Origin of the sequence: Companilactobacillus sp. HBUAS59699, assembly GCF_036913575.1 — a bacterium.
Taxonomy (GTDB): Bacteria; Bacillota; Bacilli; order Lactobacillales; family Lactobacillaceae; genus Companilactobacillus.
Map to the genome: position 1 here is coordinate 150,317 of NZ_JAYKTV010000005.1, position 18,304 is coordinate 168,620.

16 protein-coding genes and 1 tRNA gene are annotated in these 18,304 nt (G+C 38.0%); 16 read left to right on the top strand and 1 reads right to left on the bottom strand.

Going from position 1 to position 18,304, the window contains the following annotated elements:
- Positions 1 to 2: 2 nt before the first annotated feature.
- From U8519_RS10505 to trpA, 3 genes are read left to right on the top strand one after another with little or no spacing between them, the layout of a single operon-like run.
- On the top strand, positions 3 to 578 hold the full coding sequence (locus U8519_RS10505; RefSeq protein ID WP_334330263.1) for a phosphoribosylanthranilate isomerase: 576 nt from the start codon (positions 3 to 5) through the stop codon (positions 576 to 578).
- Positions 579 to 606: 28 nt separating this feature from the next.
- Entirely contained in the window at positions 607 to 1,806 is a 1,200-nt protein-coding gene (gene trpB / locus U8519_RS10510; RefSeq protein ID WP_334330320.1) for a tryptophan synthase subunit beta, read from the top strand.
- Positions 1,799 to 2,551 (top strand): tryptophan synthase subunit alpha, encoded by a 753-nt coding sequence (gene trpA / locus U8519_RS10515; RefSeq protein ID WP_334330264.1) that lies wholly within the window; start codon positions 1,799 to 1,801, stop codon positions 2,549 to 2,551. The genes trpB and trpA overlap by 8 nt, the downstream gene beginning before the upstream one ends.
- 61 nt (positions 2,552 to 2,612) lie before the next feature.
- Here the strand turns inward: trpA and U8519_RS10520 are convergent.
- Positions 2,613 to 2,684, bottom strand: a tRNA-Arg gene (locus U8519_RS10520).
- Between the two features lie 224 nt (positions 2,685 to 2,908).
- Here U8519_RS10520 and U8519_RS10525 point away from each other — a divergent pair.
- The 13 genes from U8519_RS10525 (at position 2,909) to U8519_RS10585 (ending at position 18,301) form a co-directional block, all read left to right on the top strand.
- Complete coding sequence (locus U8519_RS10525) at positions 2,909 to 3,949, top strand: sugar-binding transcriptional regulator (RefSeq protein ID WP_334330265.1); 1,041 nt, start codon at positions 2,909 to 2,911, stop codon at positions 3,947 to 3,949.
- 38 nt (positions 3,950 to 3,987) lie between these two features.
- On the top strand, positions 3,988 to 5,016 hold the full coding sequence (gap, locus tag U8519_RS10530; protein WP_334330266.1) for a type I glyceraldehyde-3-phosphate dehydrogenase: 1,029 nt from the start codon (positions 3,988 to 3,990) through the stop codon (positions 5,014 to 5,016).
- Between the two features lie 119 nt (positions 5,017 to 5,135).
- Entirely contained in the window at positions 5,136 to 6,350 is a 1,215-nt protein-coding gene (locus U8519_RS10535; RefSeq protein ID WP_334330267.1) for a phosphoglycerate kinase, read from the top strand.
- A 26-nt stretch (positions 6,351 to 6,376) separates the two neighbouring features.
- Entirely contained in the window at positions 6,377 to 7,129 is a 753-nt protein-coding gene (gene tpiA / locus U8519_RS10540) for a triose-phosphate isomerase (protein WP_334330268.1), read from the top strand.
- Positions 7,130 to 7,214: 85 nt separating this feature from the next.
- Positions 7,215 to 8,516: a phosphopyruvate hydratase gene (eno, locus tag U8519_RS10545; protein WP_334330269.1), complete on the top strand. Its 1,302-nt coding sequence runs from the start codon at positions 7,215 to 7,217 to the stop codon at positions 8,514 to 8,516.
- A 191-nt stretch (positions 8,517 to 8,707) separates the two neighbouring features.
- A complete protein-coding gene (locus U8519_RS10550) occupies positions 8,708 to 10,930 on the top strand; it encodes a lectin-like domain-containing protein (RefSeq protein ID WP_334330270.1) in 2,223 nt (740 codons plus the stop codon).
- A 78-nt stretch (positions 10,931 to 11,008) separates the two neighbouring features.
- Entirely contained in the window at positions 11,009 to 12,064 is a 1,056-nt protein-coding gene (locus U8519_RS10555; protein WP_334330271.1) for an oxidoreductase, read from the top strand.
- Positions 12,065 to 12,127: 63 nt separating this feature from the next.
- Positions 12,128 to 13,666, top strand: a complete 1,539-nt coding sequence (locus U8519_RS10560) for a ClC family H(+)/Cl(-) exchange transporter (RefSeq protein WP_334330272.1) — start codon at positions 12,128 to 12,130, stop codon at positions 13,664 to 13,666.
- Positions 13,667 to 13,740: 74 nt separating this feature from the next.
- On the top strand, positions 13,741 to 13,977 hold the full coding sequence (secG, locus tag U8519_RS10565) for a preprotein translocase subunit SecG (RefSeq protein ID WP_125569111.1): 237 nt from the start codon (positions 13,741 to 13,743) through the stop codon (positions 13,975 to 13,977).
- A 70-nt stretch (positions 13,978 to 14,047) separates the two neighbouring features.
- Positions 14,048 to 14,797: an alpha/beta hydrolase gene (locus U8519_RS10570; RefSeq protein ID WP_334330273.1), complete on the top strand. Its 750-nt coding sequence runs from the start codon at positions 14,048 to 14,050 to the stop codon at positions 14,795 to 14,797.
- Positions 14,790 to 17,174, top strand: coding sequence for a ribonuclease R (gene rnr, locus U8519_RS10575; RefSeq protein ID WP_334330274.1), 2,385 nt, complete (start codon positions 14,790 to 14,792; stop codon positions 17,172 to 17,174). The genes U8519_RS10570 and rnr overlap by 8 nt, the downstream gene beginning before the upstream one ends.
- 6 nt (positions 17,175 to 17,180) lie before the next feature.
- Positions 17,181 to 17,654, top strand: coding sequence for an SsrA-binding protein SmpB (gene smpB, locus U8519_RS10580; protein WP_334330275.1), 474 nt, complete (start codon positions 17,181 to 17,183; stop codon positions 17,652 to 17,654).
- A gap of 80 nt (positions 17,655 to 17,734) precedes the next feature.
- Complete coding sequence (locus U8519_RS10585; protein WP_334330276.1) at positions 17,735 to 18,301, top strand: GNAT family N-acetyltransferase; 567 nt, start codon at positions 17,735 to 17,737, stop codon at positions 18,299 to 18,301.
- Positions 18,302 to 18,304 lie beyond the last annotated feature (3 nt).

The following is an 18,304-nucleotide window of genomic DNA, read 5'->3' on the forward strand; positions in this document are numbered from 1 at the left end:
AAATGACAAAAATAAAGATATGTGGATTGATGACAATGGAAGATATCAAAGCTGTTAATCAGGCCAAACCGGATTTAGCAGGTTTTATCTTTGCTGGTGGTAGACATCATATAAACCTTGATCAGGCCATAAGAATGAGGCAACAGTTAGATAGAACTATTCCTAGTGTAGGTGTATTTGTGGATGCATCGATAAAAGAAATGCTTGATGCTGTTAAATCTGGTGCAATATCGATCGTTCAATTACACGGTTCTGAGACAGAAGATACTGTCAAATTATTGCAATCAAGTAATATTAAGGTTATTCAGGTATTTAAATTTCCGACCAAAAATGTGTTAAAAACATCTGCAGACTATTTAATGGTAGATAGCGGTTCAGGGGATGGCGATGCTTTGGATTGGAATAATTTAAAAATAACTCCCGACATTCTAGCCGGAGCAATTAATTCTAATAATGTTTATAAAGCAATCAATATAGTGAATCCTAAGATAATTGATATTTCACGTGGAGTTGAAACTAACGGCAAAAAAGATGCTATTAAAATTAAGCAAATAGTTAATATGGTGCACAAATTATAAAAAATAAGAGGTAGTTAAAATGAAAGAAATGCAAAAGGTAAGTTCTCAATCACGATACTATGGATCATTTGGTGGGCAATTTGTCCCTGAAACATTAATGACCGCCTTAAATGAGGTTTCTAAGGCTTACGATAGATACAAAAATGATCCAGATTTTCTTAACGAATTACATACATTATTGCAAAATTACGCCAATCGACCATCGCTATTGTACTATGCCAAGAATATGACCGAAGATCTTGGTGGTGCTAAGATTTACTTTAAACGTGAAGACCTTAATCACACAGGAGCACATAAAATAAACAACGTAATTGGGCAAGCTTTGATTGCTAAAAGAATGGGTAAGACTAGATTGATTGCCGAAACGGGTGCTGGTCAGCATGGTGTAGCAACGGCAACTATTGCAGCTCTTTTTGGAATGGAATGTGAAATTTATATGGGGAAGATGGACACTGATCGACAAAAGTTAAATGTTTATCGCATGGAATTATTAGGAGCCAAAGTTCATCCCGTAACTACTGGATCAATGGTGTTAAAAGATGCTGTTAATGCAGCATTACAAGCATGGACTCAACGAGTAGATGATACTTTTTACGTTATGGGATCAGCGGTTGGACCTTATCCTTTTCCTAAAATGGTTCATGATTTTCAAAGTGTAATTAGTAAGGAATCTAAACAGCAAATATTAGATGAAGAAGGGCGTCTTCCTGATGCGGTTATTGCATGCGTCGGTGGTGGGAGCAATGCCATTGGTAGTTTTGCTGAGTATATTAATGACAAAGAAGTTGAATTGATTGGATGTGAAGCTGCTGGCAAAGGGGTTGACACTGATCAGACGGCCGCAACTATTGAAAGAGGTTCAACTGGGATATTTCATGGAATGAAATCACTATTTTTACAGGATAATGATGGACAAATTGATAAAGTCTATTCCATCTCTGCAGGCTTGGATTATCCAGGTGTAGGACCGGAACATGCACATTTAGCAATTACAAAGCGTGCAAAATATGTAGGAATAACCGATGACGAGGCAGTAAATGCATTTGAGTATATAGCCAAAACTGAAGGCATCATTGCTGCTATTGAGAGTTGTCATGCAGTAGCGTATGTACAAAAATTGGCTCCTACAATGTCTAAGGATCAAATAATTATTTGTACTTTATCTGGTCGTGGCGATAAAGATGTTGCCTCGATTGCAAAATACAGAGGGAGAGATATTGATGAATAAATTAGAAAAAGTATTTGAAAATAAAAAAGCTTTCATTCCGTTTGTCGTGGCGGATGATCCCGACTTTGATACTACAGTTAAAAATGTTTTAACTTTGGCTAATAATGGTGCTGATATAATCGAATTGGGAATACCTTTCTCCGATCCAGTTGCGGACGGTCCCATTATTCAAGCAGCCGATTTACGAGCCTTTGATGCTGGTGTGAATACCAAAGTTGTATTTGATATTGTTAAAAAAATAAGAGAATTCACTAAAATTCCAATTATTTTTCTTACATATACTAATATTGTATATAAGTATGGATATGAGAAGTTTTGTCAAAAATGCCATAATTTAGATATCGACGGACTGGTCATTCCTGATTTGCCATTGGAAGAGCAAGAGGATTTGTCAAAATATACTACTCAATACAATATTTCACTGATTCAATTAATTGCACCAACGTCTGGGGCGCGTATTGCTAAGATAGCAACTCATGCAGAAGGTTTCATATATATGGTGTCATCAATGGGTGTTACTGGTAAACGTGAAGATTTCTCTAATGAATTAGGAAGTACTATAGAAGAAATTAGAAAGGTAACAGATGTACCGATTGCTATTGGTTTTGGAATTCATTCAGTACAACAAGCAAAAGAACTGTCTGAAATAGCAGATGGTATTATTATTGGTAGTGCGGTGGTAGAGATGATTAATAAAGGAAAAGATTTAGTCAATTATTCGCAAGAAATAAGACAAGCAATTTGAAGTAAAAAAGCCGACCTCATTCAGTCATTTACTGAACGAGATCGGCTTTTATAATTTTCTATGCGCCATACGGGAGTCGAACCCGTATTTCAGGAACCGGAATCCTACGTGCGATCCATTACACTAACGGCGCATCTATACATTTAATATTATCGCATAACTGTACCAAATGTAAATTGCTAAAAAAAATTCACAAAGTTGACGTTTTTTGAAGGATATTACTTGAAATAATCACAGGACAAGTTATAATAATCAGTGTGCTTAGGAGATCAATGGTTCGACTGAGCTATTATTTTTTGAGTATATGGGTCGTAATAAGACATACAGGGACATTTATTGCCCCACGGAGTATATCAAATGACTAATAATGAAGATTTAGAATTGTTGGATTTAGTTGCCCCTGACTTCATTAAGACTGTTGAGAAGCGATTTATGATTCTTCAGAGTATTTCTTTAATGGAGCCGGTGGGACGCAGAGTTCTCGCTGACGATCTGGATGTTACTGAACGCAGCTTGCGTACAGAGACAGACATGCTTAGAAAGCAAGGATTAATTACCTCTTCTAAGTCTGGGATGTCACTAACAAGAAATGGTGGTCATGTAACTGACCAACTAGGAAAGATGTTAGCTGATTATCAAGGTACGGCACTTCTGGAAAAACAGCTTAGCCAGAAGTTAGGAATTGCTCGTTGCATTGTTTTGCCAGGTAATTCCGACAAACAACCGCGAGTGATCGATTCATTTGGTAGAAGATTGAATCAACTATTAGGTTCAATCCTTCCAACTGGTGAAGCGCTCATCTCGGTAACTGGTGGACGAACACTTGCCAAAGTGGCAAGGAACCTTTCATCGGATCTGTCTAAGAATCGCAGATTGATTTTTCTACCCGCACGAGGCGGCGTAGGTGAGTCAGTAGCGATTCAAGCAAACAGTGTTTGTGCAGAGATGGCTGAGAAAACTCAAGGCCAATATCGAGCTATGTATCTTCCTGAAGATATAAGTGAGAAAAGTTTTGAATCTCTGCAAAAAGAGGCTTCAATTAAATCAGTTCTTGATTTAATATATAGGAGTAATGTAGTAATTCACAGCATTGGCTCTGCAAGCATCATGGCAGATCGAAGAAACCTATCTCGAGGCGAGAAATCAATGATCGCCGAGGGTGAAGCAGTTTCCGAAGCATTTGGAGATTTCTTTGATCAAAGTGGTAGACTTGTATATAAGGTACCTAGGATTGGACTTCATGTCCGGGACCTTGATAGAATTAAATATGTGATTGCAATTGCTGGTGGTGCTGAAAAGGCCAGTGCAATTCAATCGTATATGAAAAATGCACCTTCTCACACAATATTGATTACTGATGAAGGTGCCTCAAAGTTGATTTTAAGGGATAACCCTTAAAAATATATTTTTTAATTTCCTGAAGGAGGAATTTTTGTATGACTACAAAAGTTGGTATTAATGGATTTGGACGTATCGGTCGTTTGGCATTCCGTCGTATTGCTGATCTTCAATCACAAGGTAAGACTGATTTGGAAGTTGTTGCAATCAACGATTTAACATCACCTGCAATGCTTGCACATCTATTGAAGTATGATACAGCTCATGGTAACTTCATGGCTGACAAGATCAGTGCTACAGAAAACTCAATCGTCGTTGACGGTAAGACTATTCCTGTATATGCTGAAATGAACGCTGCAGACCTTAAATGGGTTGGCAACGACGGTGTTGACATCGTTCTTGAATGTACTGGTTTCTACACATCAGAAGAAAAAGCACAAGCTCATATCGATGCCGGTGCAAAACGTGTATTGATCTCAGCTCCATCAGGTGCTATGCCTACAGTTGTTTACGGTGTTAACGACGACATTCTTACAAATGACGTTAAGATCGCTTCAGCTGGTTCATGTACAACAAACTGTCTTGCACCATTAGCTAATGCCGTTAACAAAGAATTCGGTATCAAAGCTGGTACAATGACAACAGTTCACGCATACACAGCTACACAAAAACTTCAAGATGGTCCAGAACGTAAAGGTAATGTTCGTGCTGCACGTGCTGCTGCTGCTAACATCATCCCTCATTCAACTGGTGCTGCTAAGGCTCTTGGTCTTGTTGTTCCAGAACTTAAGGGTAAACTTGATGGACATGCACAACGTGTACCAGTTATCACAGGTTCACTTACAGAATTAGTTGCAACTCTTGGTAAAGAAGTTACAGTTGACGAAGTTAACGCTGCTATTAAGAAGTATACAGAAAACAACCCTTCATTCGGTTACAACGATGACGAAATCGTATCATCAGACATCATCGGAACATCATTTGGTTCAGTATTTGACCCAACACAAACACAAGTTGTTGGTTCAGGTGATGGCCAAGTTGTAAAGACTGTTGCTTGGTATGATAACGAATCAGGATTTACTGCACAAATGGTTCGTACACTTGAAAAATTTGCTAGCTTAGACTAATTATTAGTTTAGATTAGTATCTAATTTAAGATAAAACCTAATTTAACGATTTAAATTGGCGGAGGGAGGATAACTCCTTCCGCCTTTTTTTAAGGAAAATATTGGAGGATTTATTTACAATGGCTAAACTTATTGTTTCTGACGTTGACGTAAAAGGCAAAAAAGTCTTGATGCGTGTAGATTTCAACGTTCCTATTAAAGATGGTGTTGTCGGCGATACAAACCGTATCGTTGGTGCTATCCCAACAATCAAATATGTTTCAGAACATGGTGGAAAGGTTATCCTGCTATCTCACTTGGGCCGTATCAAGAGTGACGAAGACAAGAAAGCTTTATCATTGAAGCCAGTTGCTGCTAAACTTCAAGAATTAAGTGGACTAGATGTTAAGTTCGTACCTGTTAACGAAGGTAAAGAACTTGAAGATGCCGTTAATGAACTTAAAGATGGCGAAATCCTACTTATGGAAAACACACGTTTCCAAGATATCGACAACGATTTCGGCAAACGTGAAAGCAAGAACGATCCTAAACTTGGCGAATACTGGGCATCACTTGGTGACGTATTTATCAACGATGCTTTCGGTACAGCCCACAGAAGCCATGCTTCAAACGTTGGTATTTCAACAGCTATGAAGGCTGCTGGCAAGCCAGTTGCTGCTGGTTTCTTAATGGAAAAGGAAATCAAGTTCTTAGGTAACGCCGTTGACAATCCTGTACACCCATTTGTAACAATTCTTGGTGGTGCTAAGGTTTCAGATAAGATCGGTGTTATTGAAAACTTAATTCCAAAATCAGATCACATCTTAATCGGTGGTGGTATGGCTTATACATTCTTAGCTGCTCAAGGCCACAAGATTGGTAAGTCACTATTCGAAGAAGATAAAGTTGAACTAGCTAAGGACCTCCTTCAAAAAGCTGGCGACAAGATCGTTCTTCCTGTAGATCATATCGTTGCTAAAGAATTCTCAAATGATGCTGAAGCAACAACTACTGACGGTGTTGATATTCCTGATGACGAAATGGCTCTTGATATCGGACCTAAGACAGTTAAATTGTTCCAAGACACTCTAAAGGGTGCTAAGACTGTTGTATGGAATGGACCAATGGGTGCATTCGAAATGAGCAAGTTTGCTGAAGGTACACTTGAAGTTGGACGTGCTATGGGTAACTTGAGTGATGCTATTACTATCGTTGGTGGTGGTGACTCAACTGCTGCTGCTAAGAGTCTTGGTATTGCTGATAAGCTAACACACATCTCAACTGGTGGTGGTGCTTCACTTGAATACCTTGAAGGTAAGACATTACCTGGTATCGATTCAATTTCTAACAAATAATTATTTTTCAGAGGAGAATTAATTTTATGCGTACACCTATTATTGCGGGTAACTGGAAGATGAACAAAAATCCTAAGGAAACTCAAGAATTTTTAGACGGTATCAAAGGTAAATTGCCAGAATCAGGCGTTGAAACAATTATCGGTGCCCCAGCTATTGACCTTACAACACTTATTGCAGGTGCTGAAGGTACACCTTTAAAGACTGCTGCTGAAAACTCATACTTTGAAGATACTGGTGCTTTTACTGGTGAAACTTCACCTAAAGCACTTGATGAAATGGGCATTGATTATGTAATCATTGGCCACTCAGAAAGACGTCAATACTTCGGTGAAACTGACGAAGATATTAACAAGAAGGCACATGCTATCTTGAAGAACAACATGCTACCTATCATCTGCTGTGGTGAAACTCTAGAACAACGTGAAGCTGGCAAGGCTGAAGACTGGGTTACTGGTCAAATCGAAAATGCCGTTAAAGGTATTTCTGCTGCTGACTTAGCTAAATCAGTTATCGCTTACGAACCAATCTGGGCTATCGGTACTGGTAAGACTGCTACTGCTGATCAAGCACAAGAAATGGTTCACGTAATCCGTGAAAAGATTGCTAGTTTGTATGATGCTGATACTGCTGATAAAGTACGTATCCTTTACGGTGGTTCAGTTAAACCTGCTAACGTTAAAGAATTAATGGCTAAAGAAGATATTGATGGTGGACTTGTTGGTGGTGCATCAATGGATCCTGAATCATTCATCGCTTTAGCAACATTCAATAAATAATAACTTTTTTAGTTAGATATTTATTTTAAGTAGTAAAAAGGTTAAAATTAGGTTGTATTAAAATCAAAAAGGAGATTTTTAAAATATGTCTGTAATTACTGATATTTTAGGTCGTGAAGTTCTTGATTCACGTGGTAACCCAACTGTTGAAGTTGAACTATATACTGAACTAGGTGGCTTTGGCCGCGGAATCGTTCCATCAGGTGCTTCAACTGGTGAACACGAAGCTGTTGAATTACGTGATGGCGACAAATCACGTTTTGGTGGCAAGGGTGTTCTTAAAGCCGTTGCTAACGTTAACGACAAGATTGCTAAGAAGATTGTTGGTATGGATGTTACTGATCAAAGAGCTATTGATCAAGCTATGATCGATCTTGACGGTACAGAAAACAAGGGTAACCTTGGTGCCAATGCTATCTTAGGTGTATCATTAGCTGCTGCACGTGCTGCTGCTGACGAATTAGGTCTTCCATTGTACGAATACCTTGGTGGTCCTAATGCTCACGTACTTCCAACACCAATGATGAACGTTATCAATGGTGGTAAGCATGCTGACAACAACGTTGACTTCCAAGAATTCATGATCGTACCTGTTGGTGCAAAATCAGTTCACGAAGCCGTACGTATGGGTTCAGAAACTTTCCAAGCACTTAAATCATTGCTTAAAGACCGAGGTCTAAACACTGCTGTTGGTGATGAAGGTGGATTTGCTCCTGACCTTGAAAACAACGAAGCTCCTTTCAAGATTTTGGTTGAAGCTATTGAAAAAGCAGGTTACAAACCTGGTGATGATGTCGCTATTGGTTTTGACTGTGCTTCATCAGAATTCTACAACACAGAAACTGGTAAATACGATCTTAAGGGTGAAGGCGAAAATGGTGCCAGCTTAACAACTGACGAATTCATCGACTTACTTGACGGAATCGTTGAAAAGTACCCAGTTATCACAATCGAAGACCCACTTGACGAAAACAACTGGGAAGATTGGCAAAAAGTTACAAAGGCTCTTGGTAAGAAAGTACAACTTGTTGGTGATGACTTGTTCGTTACAAACACAGACTACTTGAAGAAGGGTATTGATATGGGAGTATCAAACTCAATCCTTATCAAGCTTAACCAAATCGGTACACTTACAGAAACATTCGAAGCTATCGAAATGGCTAAAGAAGCTGGATTCACAGCTGTTGTATCACACCGTTCAGGTGAAACAGAAGATACAACAATTGCTGACCTTGTTGTTGCTACAAACGCAGGTCAAATCAAGACTGGTTCAATGAGCCGTACAGACCGTATTGCTAAGTACAACCAATTGATGAGAATCGAAGATCAACTTGGTGACCAAGCTGAATACAAGGGTATCCACAGTTTCTACAACTTAAACAAATAATTAATATTTGAAATTAAGACAATCCTTCGGGGTTGTCTTTTTTTGCCTAAAATAAAAATATAAATAAAATACCATATTATATAAAATAATATTTTGATTATTGAATAATAAAAACATTTTCATCATGTATACTATGTATAGTTCAAAATATTGTTAAAAAATTACTTTATTTTAATCGCAGGAGAAAAATCATGAGATTAAGATTGAATAAGAAACAATACGTACACTTAGTATTATTCATTAGCTTCATATTATTTTTAATAATGCCAGTAAAAAATACTTTTGCTGCTAGTGCAACGGATGACGATTATACCTCGGCTATGAACGGTGCACCACAGGGACTTAATTTGGACGATATTTTTGTTCCAGGAACATTTAAGAACAATGTTTCGACAGTGGTTGATGTTAATAACGCTTATGTTACTGACACCGATGCTGTGAGATTGACTTATGCTAAAGATCAGTTAGGAGCAATTTGGTCGACGGATAGTAATTACTTTGATCTGAATAAAGACCAAACTATGTCAATGTGGATGTACTTCGGTGGAACTAAGAATCCAGGTGATGGAATGGCTTTTGTCTTGCAAAATGATGATAACAAGACGGGAGCAATTTCGACTTATACAAGTAAGAATATTTTGGGACAAACCGTAAAAACACCAACTGGTGGTGAAACCCTAGGAGTATGGGCAGCCGATATGGATGGTAGTTTGAAAGATACAGAAAAATTTGCGACGACTGCTATTCAAAAGAGTTGGGCTTTGGAATTTGATACGTATATCAACGATAATGATAGTTATTCAGCAGCCGGCTCTGCCAGTGCTTTTGATGTTCAAATACCAAATGCTGGGCAACACATTGCGGCTAATTATCCCGGGAAAGCATCCACTTACTATACTGCCTCGAAGAATTATGATTTGCTTGGGGTTATTAAGGGTTACATTAATTACATGAATCACGTAGGATTGATTTCAAATGTTGGCTTGTCGAATGGATCCTGGCATCATCTAACGATGAGTTGGAATGCTTCCAGTAAAGTGATGTCTTACAAATTTGATGATATAAATTCCGATGGTTCTGAAAACCCTGATGCACTGACTAATAGTTTTACGATTGATACAGATGTCTTCGAATCGGAAAATGGACAAGTTAGATGGGGCTTTACCGGAGCCACTGGTAGTAAATATGAAAATAACTTAGTGATCTTTGAATCGATTCCTGACTTAGTTAATGCCACAGTTACACCATCGATTTATGATGAAACACAAGATAGAGAAATTGCTGACGGTGATGCGGTTATTGCCAAAGATAAGTTGAAGATATCTTACAATCTTGATTATGAAAGTGGTAGAAGAGATTGGAAGAATATCGTGGCCCAAATAAAGTTACCGGGTATTGCCCCAGACCCAGATAAGCCTAGTACTGATATTAAAAATATCGATTATGATGATACGGCTAAGATAACTTATGCAGATGGAACTACTGATACATTTTCTATAGCAGATATGGAGGATAACGAGATTCAACATGCTTTAACTGAGACTCTATCGTCAACAAACCAGAGTGCGACGATCGAATTCACAGGACAGGCCATTGCTGTTAATCGTGATACTGATATTGGAGCGGAAACGTCCAATTTTTCTTCGACTAATTTTATTACCCATGTGAAGACACCCAAATTTACCATTCAATCAGATAAAGGAATTACAATTGGTATACTCAGTGGTTCAAAACAATCCATTCAGGCTGGGAAAGATGCAAATGTGATCGGCGTGATCTTGTATGCTGGTGGGAGTGTCAATATAACTAACTCTGACTTCACGGTTAATACTGAATTGAACGGTGTTGAACGTGATAGTTTTCAGATGGATAATGACGATGAACAGGGACTTTTCCAAATCAATATTGCTGCTGCGGAGTTACTCCCGGGAGTTAATACGTTAGATATATACATCACCGACGGAGTTGGAACTAAGTCCAATGTTGTAACTGCAACCATTACCGTAACTGGTTATTTGAGCTTCAAGGAGGTTTCAGATAATGTATCGTTCAATTCGATTCATTACATTGGAGAATCAAACATAATCGGACGTAATAATGATTGGAAACTGTCGATCAATGACGCCAGAAATGCTGGCTCTGAGTGGAAGTTAATGGCATCGTCTACTACCTTAACTAACGAATCGAATACGTTACAAGGTGGGTTGATTTATAATGATGGCAATTCAGTTGTTTCAATCGTTAATAATCCGGTGATGATCGCCAGTTATACTGATAAGATAGACGGCGATGAAATCAAAGATATTATTGCTGATTGGGAAGAAGACAAAGGCATCCTGCTTAGAATAGGTAACAACGAAAAGGCAGGAACATATACAGGAACTATCAAGTGGGACTTGTACGATAGTATATAGACTGTTGTGAAGCTGTATTTTACGTGTATGTTTTGTTAAAGTAGAAGTATTATTGGTCTCAATATTGGAGGAACTAGAATGTCTTTAAAAATTGCTTTTATTGGATTTGGTAAATCTGCCAATCGTTATCATTTATCATATTTAAATGTGCGAGATAATTTTGAACTTAAAAAAGTGTATACACGTAAGGGTCCAAATGAAGAATTAGCTGAACCATACCGTAAAAAGGGTGTAGAATTTACGACTAACATTGACGATATTTTACAAGATAAAGAAATTGATTTGGTTATAATTTGTACACCAGCAAGTACACACTACGAGTTAGCTAAACAAGTAATCAATGCGAATAAGTCAGTAATCGTTGAGAAACCATTTGTCGATACAGTTGAGCATGCGAAGGAATTACTGCAACTTGGCAAAGAAAAACAAGTGCTAGTTATGCCATATCAAAATCGCCGCTTTGATGGAGATTATTTAGCTGCTAAAAAAGTTATTGACCAAGGTTTTCTTGGTGATATTGTTGAAGTTGAATCTCATATTGATTACTATCGTCCTGGCAAGGTTTCTGCTAAAGGGACTAAAGAGCAAGGTAATTTTTATGGACTAGGAATTCACCTAATGGATCGGATGATAGCTTTATTTGGTCGTCCTGATAAAGTCGTCTATGATATTAGAAATACTGAAGTAGCAGATGCGGTGGATAATTATTTTGACGTTGATCTTCATTACGGTACACAAATGAAAGTTAAGGTCAAAGTTGGTTATGATATTGCCAGTGAGTATCCACGTTTTATCGTTCATGGTACTAAGGGATCATTTATTAAGTATGGTGCTGATCAACAAGAAAATGATCTTAAGGCGGGAATTATGCCTGGCACTGAAGGATTTGGTGAAGATAGTCCTATGTATTATGGTGTGGCTAAATATCAAAATTCTAATGGTGATTGGATCGAGAAGCAGATCAAAACTCCGATCGGCGATTACGGCATGTATTATGATTCAGTTTATGAAACCATTGTTAATGGTGCTCCAAAATTAGTCACGGATGAACAAGTTTTGACCGATATTGAGTTGTTAGAGGCTGGATTCTACCAACCATCCCCATCTATTTATGATGTTCCAAAAATGAAGTAGTCTAAGGACTGCTTTTTTTTCTATTAAATATTGGAGTATAATTTTAGCATTAGGGGGAATTTTATGAAAGTAGTTGTGGCAGACAACGATAAATTAAAACTCACACTTGAAGGTGTCATCGTCGGTATTTTAACCGGTGCGGTTGTCAGTTCATTTCGCTGGTCGATCGGTAAATTACTGACGATATTTCAGGGTGCGTACGTGACGGCGCGTCACAATATAATTATTTTAGTGGCATTATTAGTTCTACTAGCAGTGATGGGAATATTGGTTGCACTATTTTTAAAAAAAGAACCAGATATTTCTGGATCAGGTATTCCACAAGTTGAAGCACAATTAGCTGGTGAAATGGAAATGAAATGGTGGTCAGTTCTTTGGCGTAAGTTTGTCGGAGGAATCCTTAGTATTGGGCCAGGTCTGTTCCTTGGTCGTGAAGGTCCATCGATTCAATTAGGATCAGCAATTGGACAAGGGTTCAGCGAACTTACTAAAGAAACTGGAGTTTTTCGTCGAGTTTTGATTGCTAGTGGTGCTGCCGGTGGATTGGCCGCTGCTTTTAATGCTCCAATCGCTGGTTCGATGTTTGTGCTGGAAGAGATCTATCACAACTTTTCACCATTAGTTTGGGTCACAGCTTTAGCCAGTGCCGTTAGTTCTAACTTGATTGCACTGTATGTCTTTGGCTTGAAACCAGTTCTAGATATACCGTACAAACAGAGTATGCCAGTAGGGATGTATTGGCACTTGATTATTTTAGGGATCATCCTAGGATTAATGGGAAGATTATATCAAATAGTATTGTTAGCAATGCCGTCTTGGTATGAAAAAACTAGGATTCCACGTTATTTGCAAGGCTTAGTTCCAATGATCTTGATACTACCTATCGGAATGATGTTTCCACAATTAATTGGTGGTGGAAATAGTATTATAACTAGCTTGAATGGCTGGGGTTCTAGCATGACATTCTTGTTAGGATTATTAGCATTGAGATTTATCTTTTCAATGATTTCATATGGATCAGGTTTACCAGGCGGTATTTTCTTACCAATTCTGAATCTTGGTGCAATTATCGGTGCAATTTATGCAGTGTTCATGCATCAAATGGGATTATTGCCAGCTGGATTTGAAAGTAATTTAATTATTTTTTCGATGGCAGGATATTTTGCCTGTATCGGTAAGGCGCCATTTACCGCTATTATCTTAGTTACAGAAATGGTAGGTTCCTTACAACACCTAATGCCTTTGGCTGTGTTATCATTAATAGCGTACATAGTAGTAGATATACTTAATGGTGCTCCAATTTATGAATCCTTAAAAGAAGGATTAAATATCAATTCTAATTATTTGAATCGTGTTAGCAAATACAACGATCGATTGGAAATGCCGATCTTTGAAGGTAGTACGATCGATGGTAAGTATATTCGTGATATTCCTTTTCCTAAGGATATTCTGATAATTGCTATTTACCGTGGAGAGACTCAGATCATTCCTAAAGGAGACACGGTAATTAAGGCTGGAGACCGGATCGTCATGATGGTCAATGCAGCTAAACGTGTTAAGATTCGTAATGAGATAAATCATCTGATTAATGAAATTGACTAGAATTTTGACTTATTTTGTGTTATTGTTTTAGGAGTGATTTCAGCTTTTTAACACCATGAACGGAGGTTTTACGGGTGTATAACGTTATTGAAACTTTACTAATTATTGTTTCTATTTTGATAATTATCGCAGTACTAATGCAGCCTACAAAGCAACAAGATGCATTGAATGCATTGTCAGGTGGCGGTGGAGACTTATTCAGTAACCAAAAGAAACGTGGTTTTGAAGCCTTCATGGTAAAGGTTACCTATGTTTTACTAGTGCTATTCTTTGTTTTCTCATTAGTATTAGTATATTTATCATCACACTAAGCAAGTTACCCTCCTGAAGCTACTAAAAAAAGTTGCTCAGGAGGTTTTTTGTTATAAGGAGTGGGTTTTATTGAAGATTTTGACACCAAAACCTTTTTACTTTGATGCAGGGAAAAAGGCTGTAATTTTGTTGCATTCTTTTTCTGGGACGTCTAATGATATGAGATTGATGGGCCGAATGTTGGAACGAAACGGTTATTCAGCCTATGCACCGATGTTCATGGGACATGGGACGGCGGAGCCGATGGATATTTTAAATTTGGGTGGACCCGATAAGTGGTGGCAGCAAGTTAATGATGCCGTAGCTTTTTTGAAGCAAAATGGCAAAACCGATATTTATATTTTTGGACTTTCACTCGGAGCCATTTTTGCCACAAAGGCAGTCGAAGAGATCCCTGAAATAAAAGCCGGTGGAGTTTTTGGTTCACCAGTCTTATCAAAGGATTTTAAGAATGTCAGAAAGGCATTCATGACTTATGCCGAAAAAGCGTACGAAATTCGAGAAGTCTCTGAGATCGAAAAATACGAGAATTTGCGAACGATCGATTCAAAGATCGACTCAATGCTGCTCAATATCAGAAATACAACCACTGGTGTTGGTAATAAATTAGCTGAAATAGATAAGCCTTATTTTATAGGGCAAGGTACGAGAGATAAAATGGTAGATCCTGAAGCTGCAGAACAGGTGGCTCAGATAGTCAAGACAGCAGATTTCCATCAATACGATGCGGGACATGTTTTGACAATTAACCGTGCTCACAAAGAATTAGAGGGCGATGTGTTAAACTTTTTAGAAAATATTGAGGATAGAAATGCCTGATAAAGAAGATAAATTAATTGCAGATATACTAGAATTTTTCAGAAATAATCCGGAACGTAGATATACTTCTGAACAAATTGAAGACTCATTAAGAATGCATGGAGCTTCAGCATTTAAACGTGTTGTTAAAGCTTTGGCAGTTCTTGAAGGCGAGAGTAAGATAACTCTCACAAATAAAGATGAATTTAAGATGGCTCAACCGGATAAGGTATTAGAAGGTACCTTTAAGGGTAATGACAAGGGCTTTGGTTTTGTCCGCTATGATGAAGTAGAACCAGATGCTTTTGTAGCTAGAGACAATACTCTTCACGCTGTTAATGGAGATACAGTTGAAGTTAAGATCACTAAACCATCTAATCCATGGATCGATAAAGGACCTGAAGGTGAGATCACTAAGATCGTTGAACGTTCATTGTCAAACCTTGTAGGTGAATTCCATCCATACAGTGATGCTCAGGTCGAAAAATCAGGTCACTATGGTTATGTTAAGAGTCATGAGAAGAAACTAGCTTCTTACATGGTATTCATCTCAGATAAGGGATTACACCCTCAAATGGGCGATATGGTCCAAGTATCGATCGATGAATATCCAAATGACAAGCATCCACAAAGTATGGAAGGAACAGCGCTAGAGATCATTGGTAATAAGAATGACCCTGGCGTTGATATCATGTCGATCGTTATTGACAATGATATTAATCCTGAATTTCCTAAGGAAGTATTGGATGAAGCTGAAAAGATCCCTGACCATGTGCTTGAGAGTGATCGAGAAGGACGTCATGATTTAACTGACAATATGGTTATTACAATTGATGGGGATGATTCCAAAGACTTTGATGATGCTGTCGGTGTTGAAAAAACGGCAGATGGCAAATTTCATCTTGAAGTCCATATCGCTGATGTTACTCACTATGTAACTGAAGGTTCAGCCCTAGATAAGGAAGCATATGAACGTGGTACTAGTACATATCTAGTTGATCGTGTTATTCCTATGCTTCCATTCAGATTGTCTAATGGAATCTGTTCCTTAAATCCCGGTGAAGATAGATTAGCCTTGACTTGTGACATGATTATTAACCGTGCTGGTCAAGTTGAAAAATATGACATTTACCCAAGTGTTATCCAATCTAAATATCGTATGACTTATAACAATGTTAATAAGATTTTAGATGGTGATGTTGAATTATGTGAAGAATACAAGCCATTGGTTCCAATGTTGCAAGATATGTCAGAATTACATGACATCTTATTTAAGATGCGTCATGAACGTGGTGCGATCGACTTTGAAGAAACAGAAGCTAAGATCATTGTGGACGAAAATGGTAAGCCAATTGACATCCAATTACGTGATCGTGGTACTTCAGAGCGTATGATCGAATCATTCATGTTGGCCGCAAATGAAACAGTTGCTAAGAATTACAATTTGAAGCATGTACCATTCCTATATCGTGTCCATGAAAAGCCAGATGATGAAAAAGTTAAGAAATTCTTTGAATTCGTTGCAGCTATGGGAATCGATGTACATGGTAATTTGAAAGACATTAGTCCGAAGATGTTCCAAGGTGTCCTATCACAAGTAATAGGTACACCAGAGGAAGCAGTTGTTACGATCATGCTGTTGAGAAGTATGCAACAAGCTAGATATTCAGATGAACCATTAGGTCACTTTGGATTAGCTGCTAAGTACTATACACACTTCACTTCACCAATTCGTCGTTATCCTGACTTGACCGTTCACCGTATGATTCACAGTTATGCTGAAAATGGCTTTACTGATGATGAACAAGCTAAGTGGGGCGGCAAACTTAAAGAGATCGGTGATCATACTTCTGGTCGTGAAAGAAAATCAATCGATGCTGAACGTGCCGTTGATGATCTTAAGAAGACAGAATACATGGCTGATCAAGTTGGTCAAACATTCGATGCAGTTGTCAGTTCAGTGACAAGTTTTGGTATGTTCATTCAACTAGATAATACGGTTGAAGGCTTGATTCATATTTCTAATATGAAAGATGATTATTATGAATATGACGAGAAGAGCATGTCGATGCATGGTCGTGGTACAGGTAAGACCTTTAAAGTTGGCCAACCGATCCAAGTCAAATTGATCCGTGCTGATGTTGAACACCGTCAGATCGATTTTGAGCGAGTATTGACACCAGAAGAAGCTGAACAAGCTAAGAAGCGTGAAGAAGAATTTGCTAAGCGCCGTGGAAGTCACAGCCGCAGTGATCGTCGTCACAGTGGTGGTAATGGTCGTTCTAACGGTCACTCAAACAATCATTCAAATGGTAATCGTGGTCGTGGCAACAATAATCACGGACATAATGGGCACAATGGCAATAACAGAAGACGTGGTAAATACGAAAGTCGGTGATGAGAAATGAAAAAGCATCACGTAAAGGCTGCTAATGAAGTGGCTAATAATCGTAAAGCTCGCCATGATTATAGTATTTTAGATACTTACGAAGCGGGAATTTCGCTAACAGGTACTGAAATAAAATCTGTACGAGCAAGCAAGATCAATATTCGTGATGGATTCGTTCAAGCAAGAAATGGTGAATTGTGGCTTGAAAATGTAAATATCGCTATTTATGATCAAGGGAATCAATTTAATCATGATCCATTGCGTAATCGAAAGTTACTGTTACACAAAAAAGAAATCAGAAGAATTTCTTCAACAATACAAGAGAAAGGAATTACTGTTATTCCTTTGAAAGTATATTTGAAGAATGGCTTTGCAAAAGTTTTGATCGGTGTTGCTCAAGGTAAACGTCAATTCGATAAACGTGAAACGATCAAGAGACGTGATCAAGAACGTGAGATTCAACGTGTTATGAAAAATGCCGTTCGATAAATCAAATACCCATATGGGTATTTTTTTGTTGGGTTTGGTAATTTTATCAAGTTCATGTATTATGTTATTGAGGTGAAAGTATGTTTAGATATGCAAAAGAGGGAGACATCGATCAGATATTACCTACATTGTTCCAAATATTTGATGAAATGGAATTAGATATTTTCAAAGAACTAGGCAATGATACGATGGCACAAATTATTCGTGAGGGTTTTGAATTACCAGATTATCGTTATGGATTAGACCATATTTTGGTTAACGAGATCGATGGTAAAGTAGCAGCAATTTCAGTTGGTTATCCTGAAGAATTAGAAGACGGAATTGATGCACCATTAGTAAAGATCATGCATGAACATGGAATCAAGAAAGATAGCATTTTTACTGACAAGGAAGCTTGGCCAGGAGAATGGTATCTTGATTCGTTTGCTGTTGCTCCAGATATGCAAGGCAAGGGGATTGGTACGAAAACATTAAAAGAATTGATTGAACTTATTCGTGATCGTGGCGAAAAGATCATGAGTTTGAATGTTGATGTAGCTAACAAACCAGCCAGACATCTTTATGATAAAGTTGGATTCAAAAAAGTAGGTCAATTGTATATTGGTGATCACTTGTATGATCATATGCAACTTGAACTTAACAAATAGGTT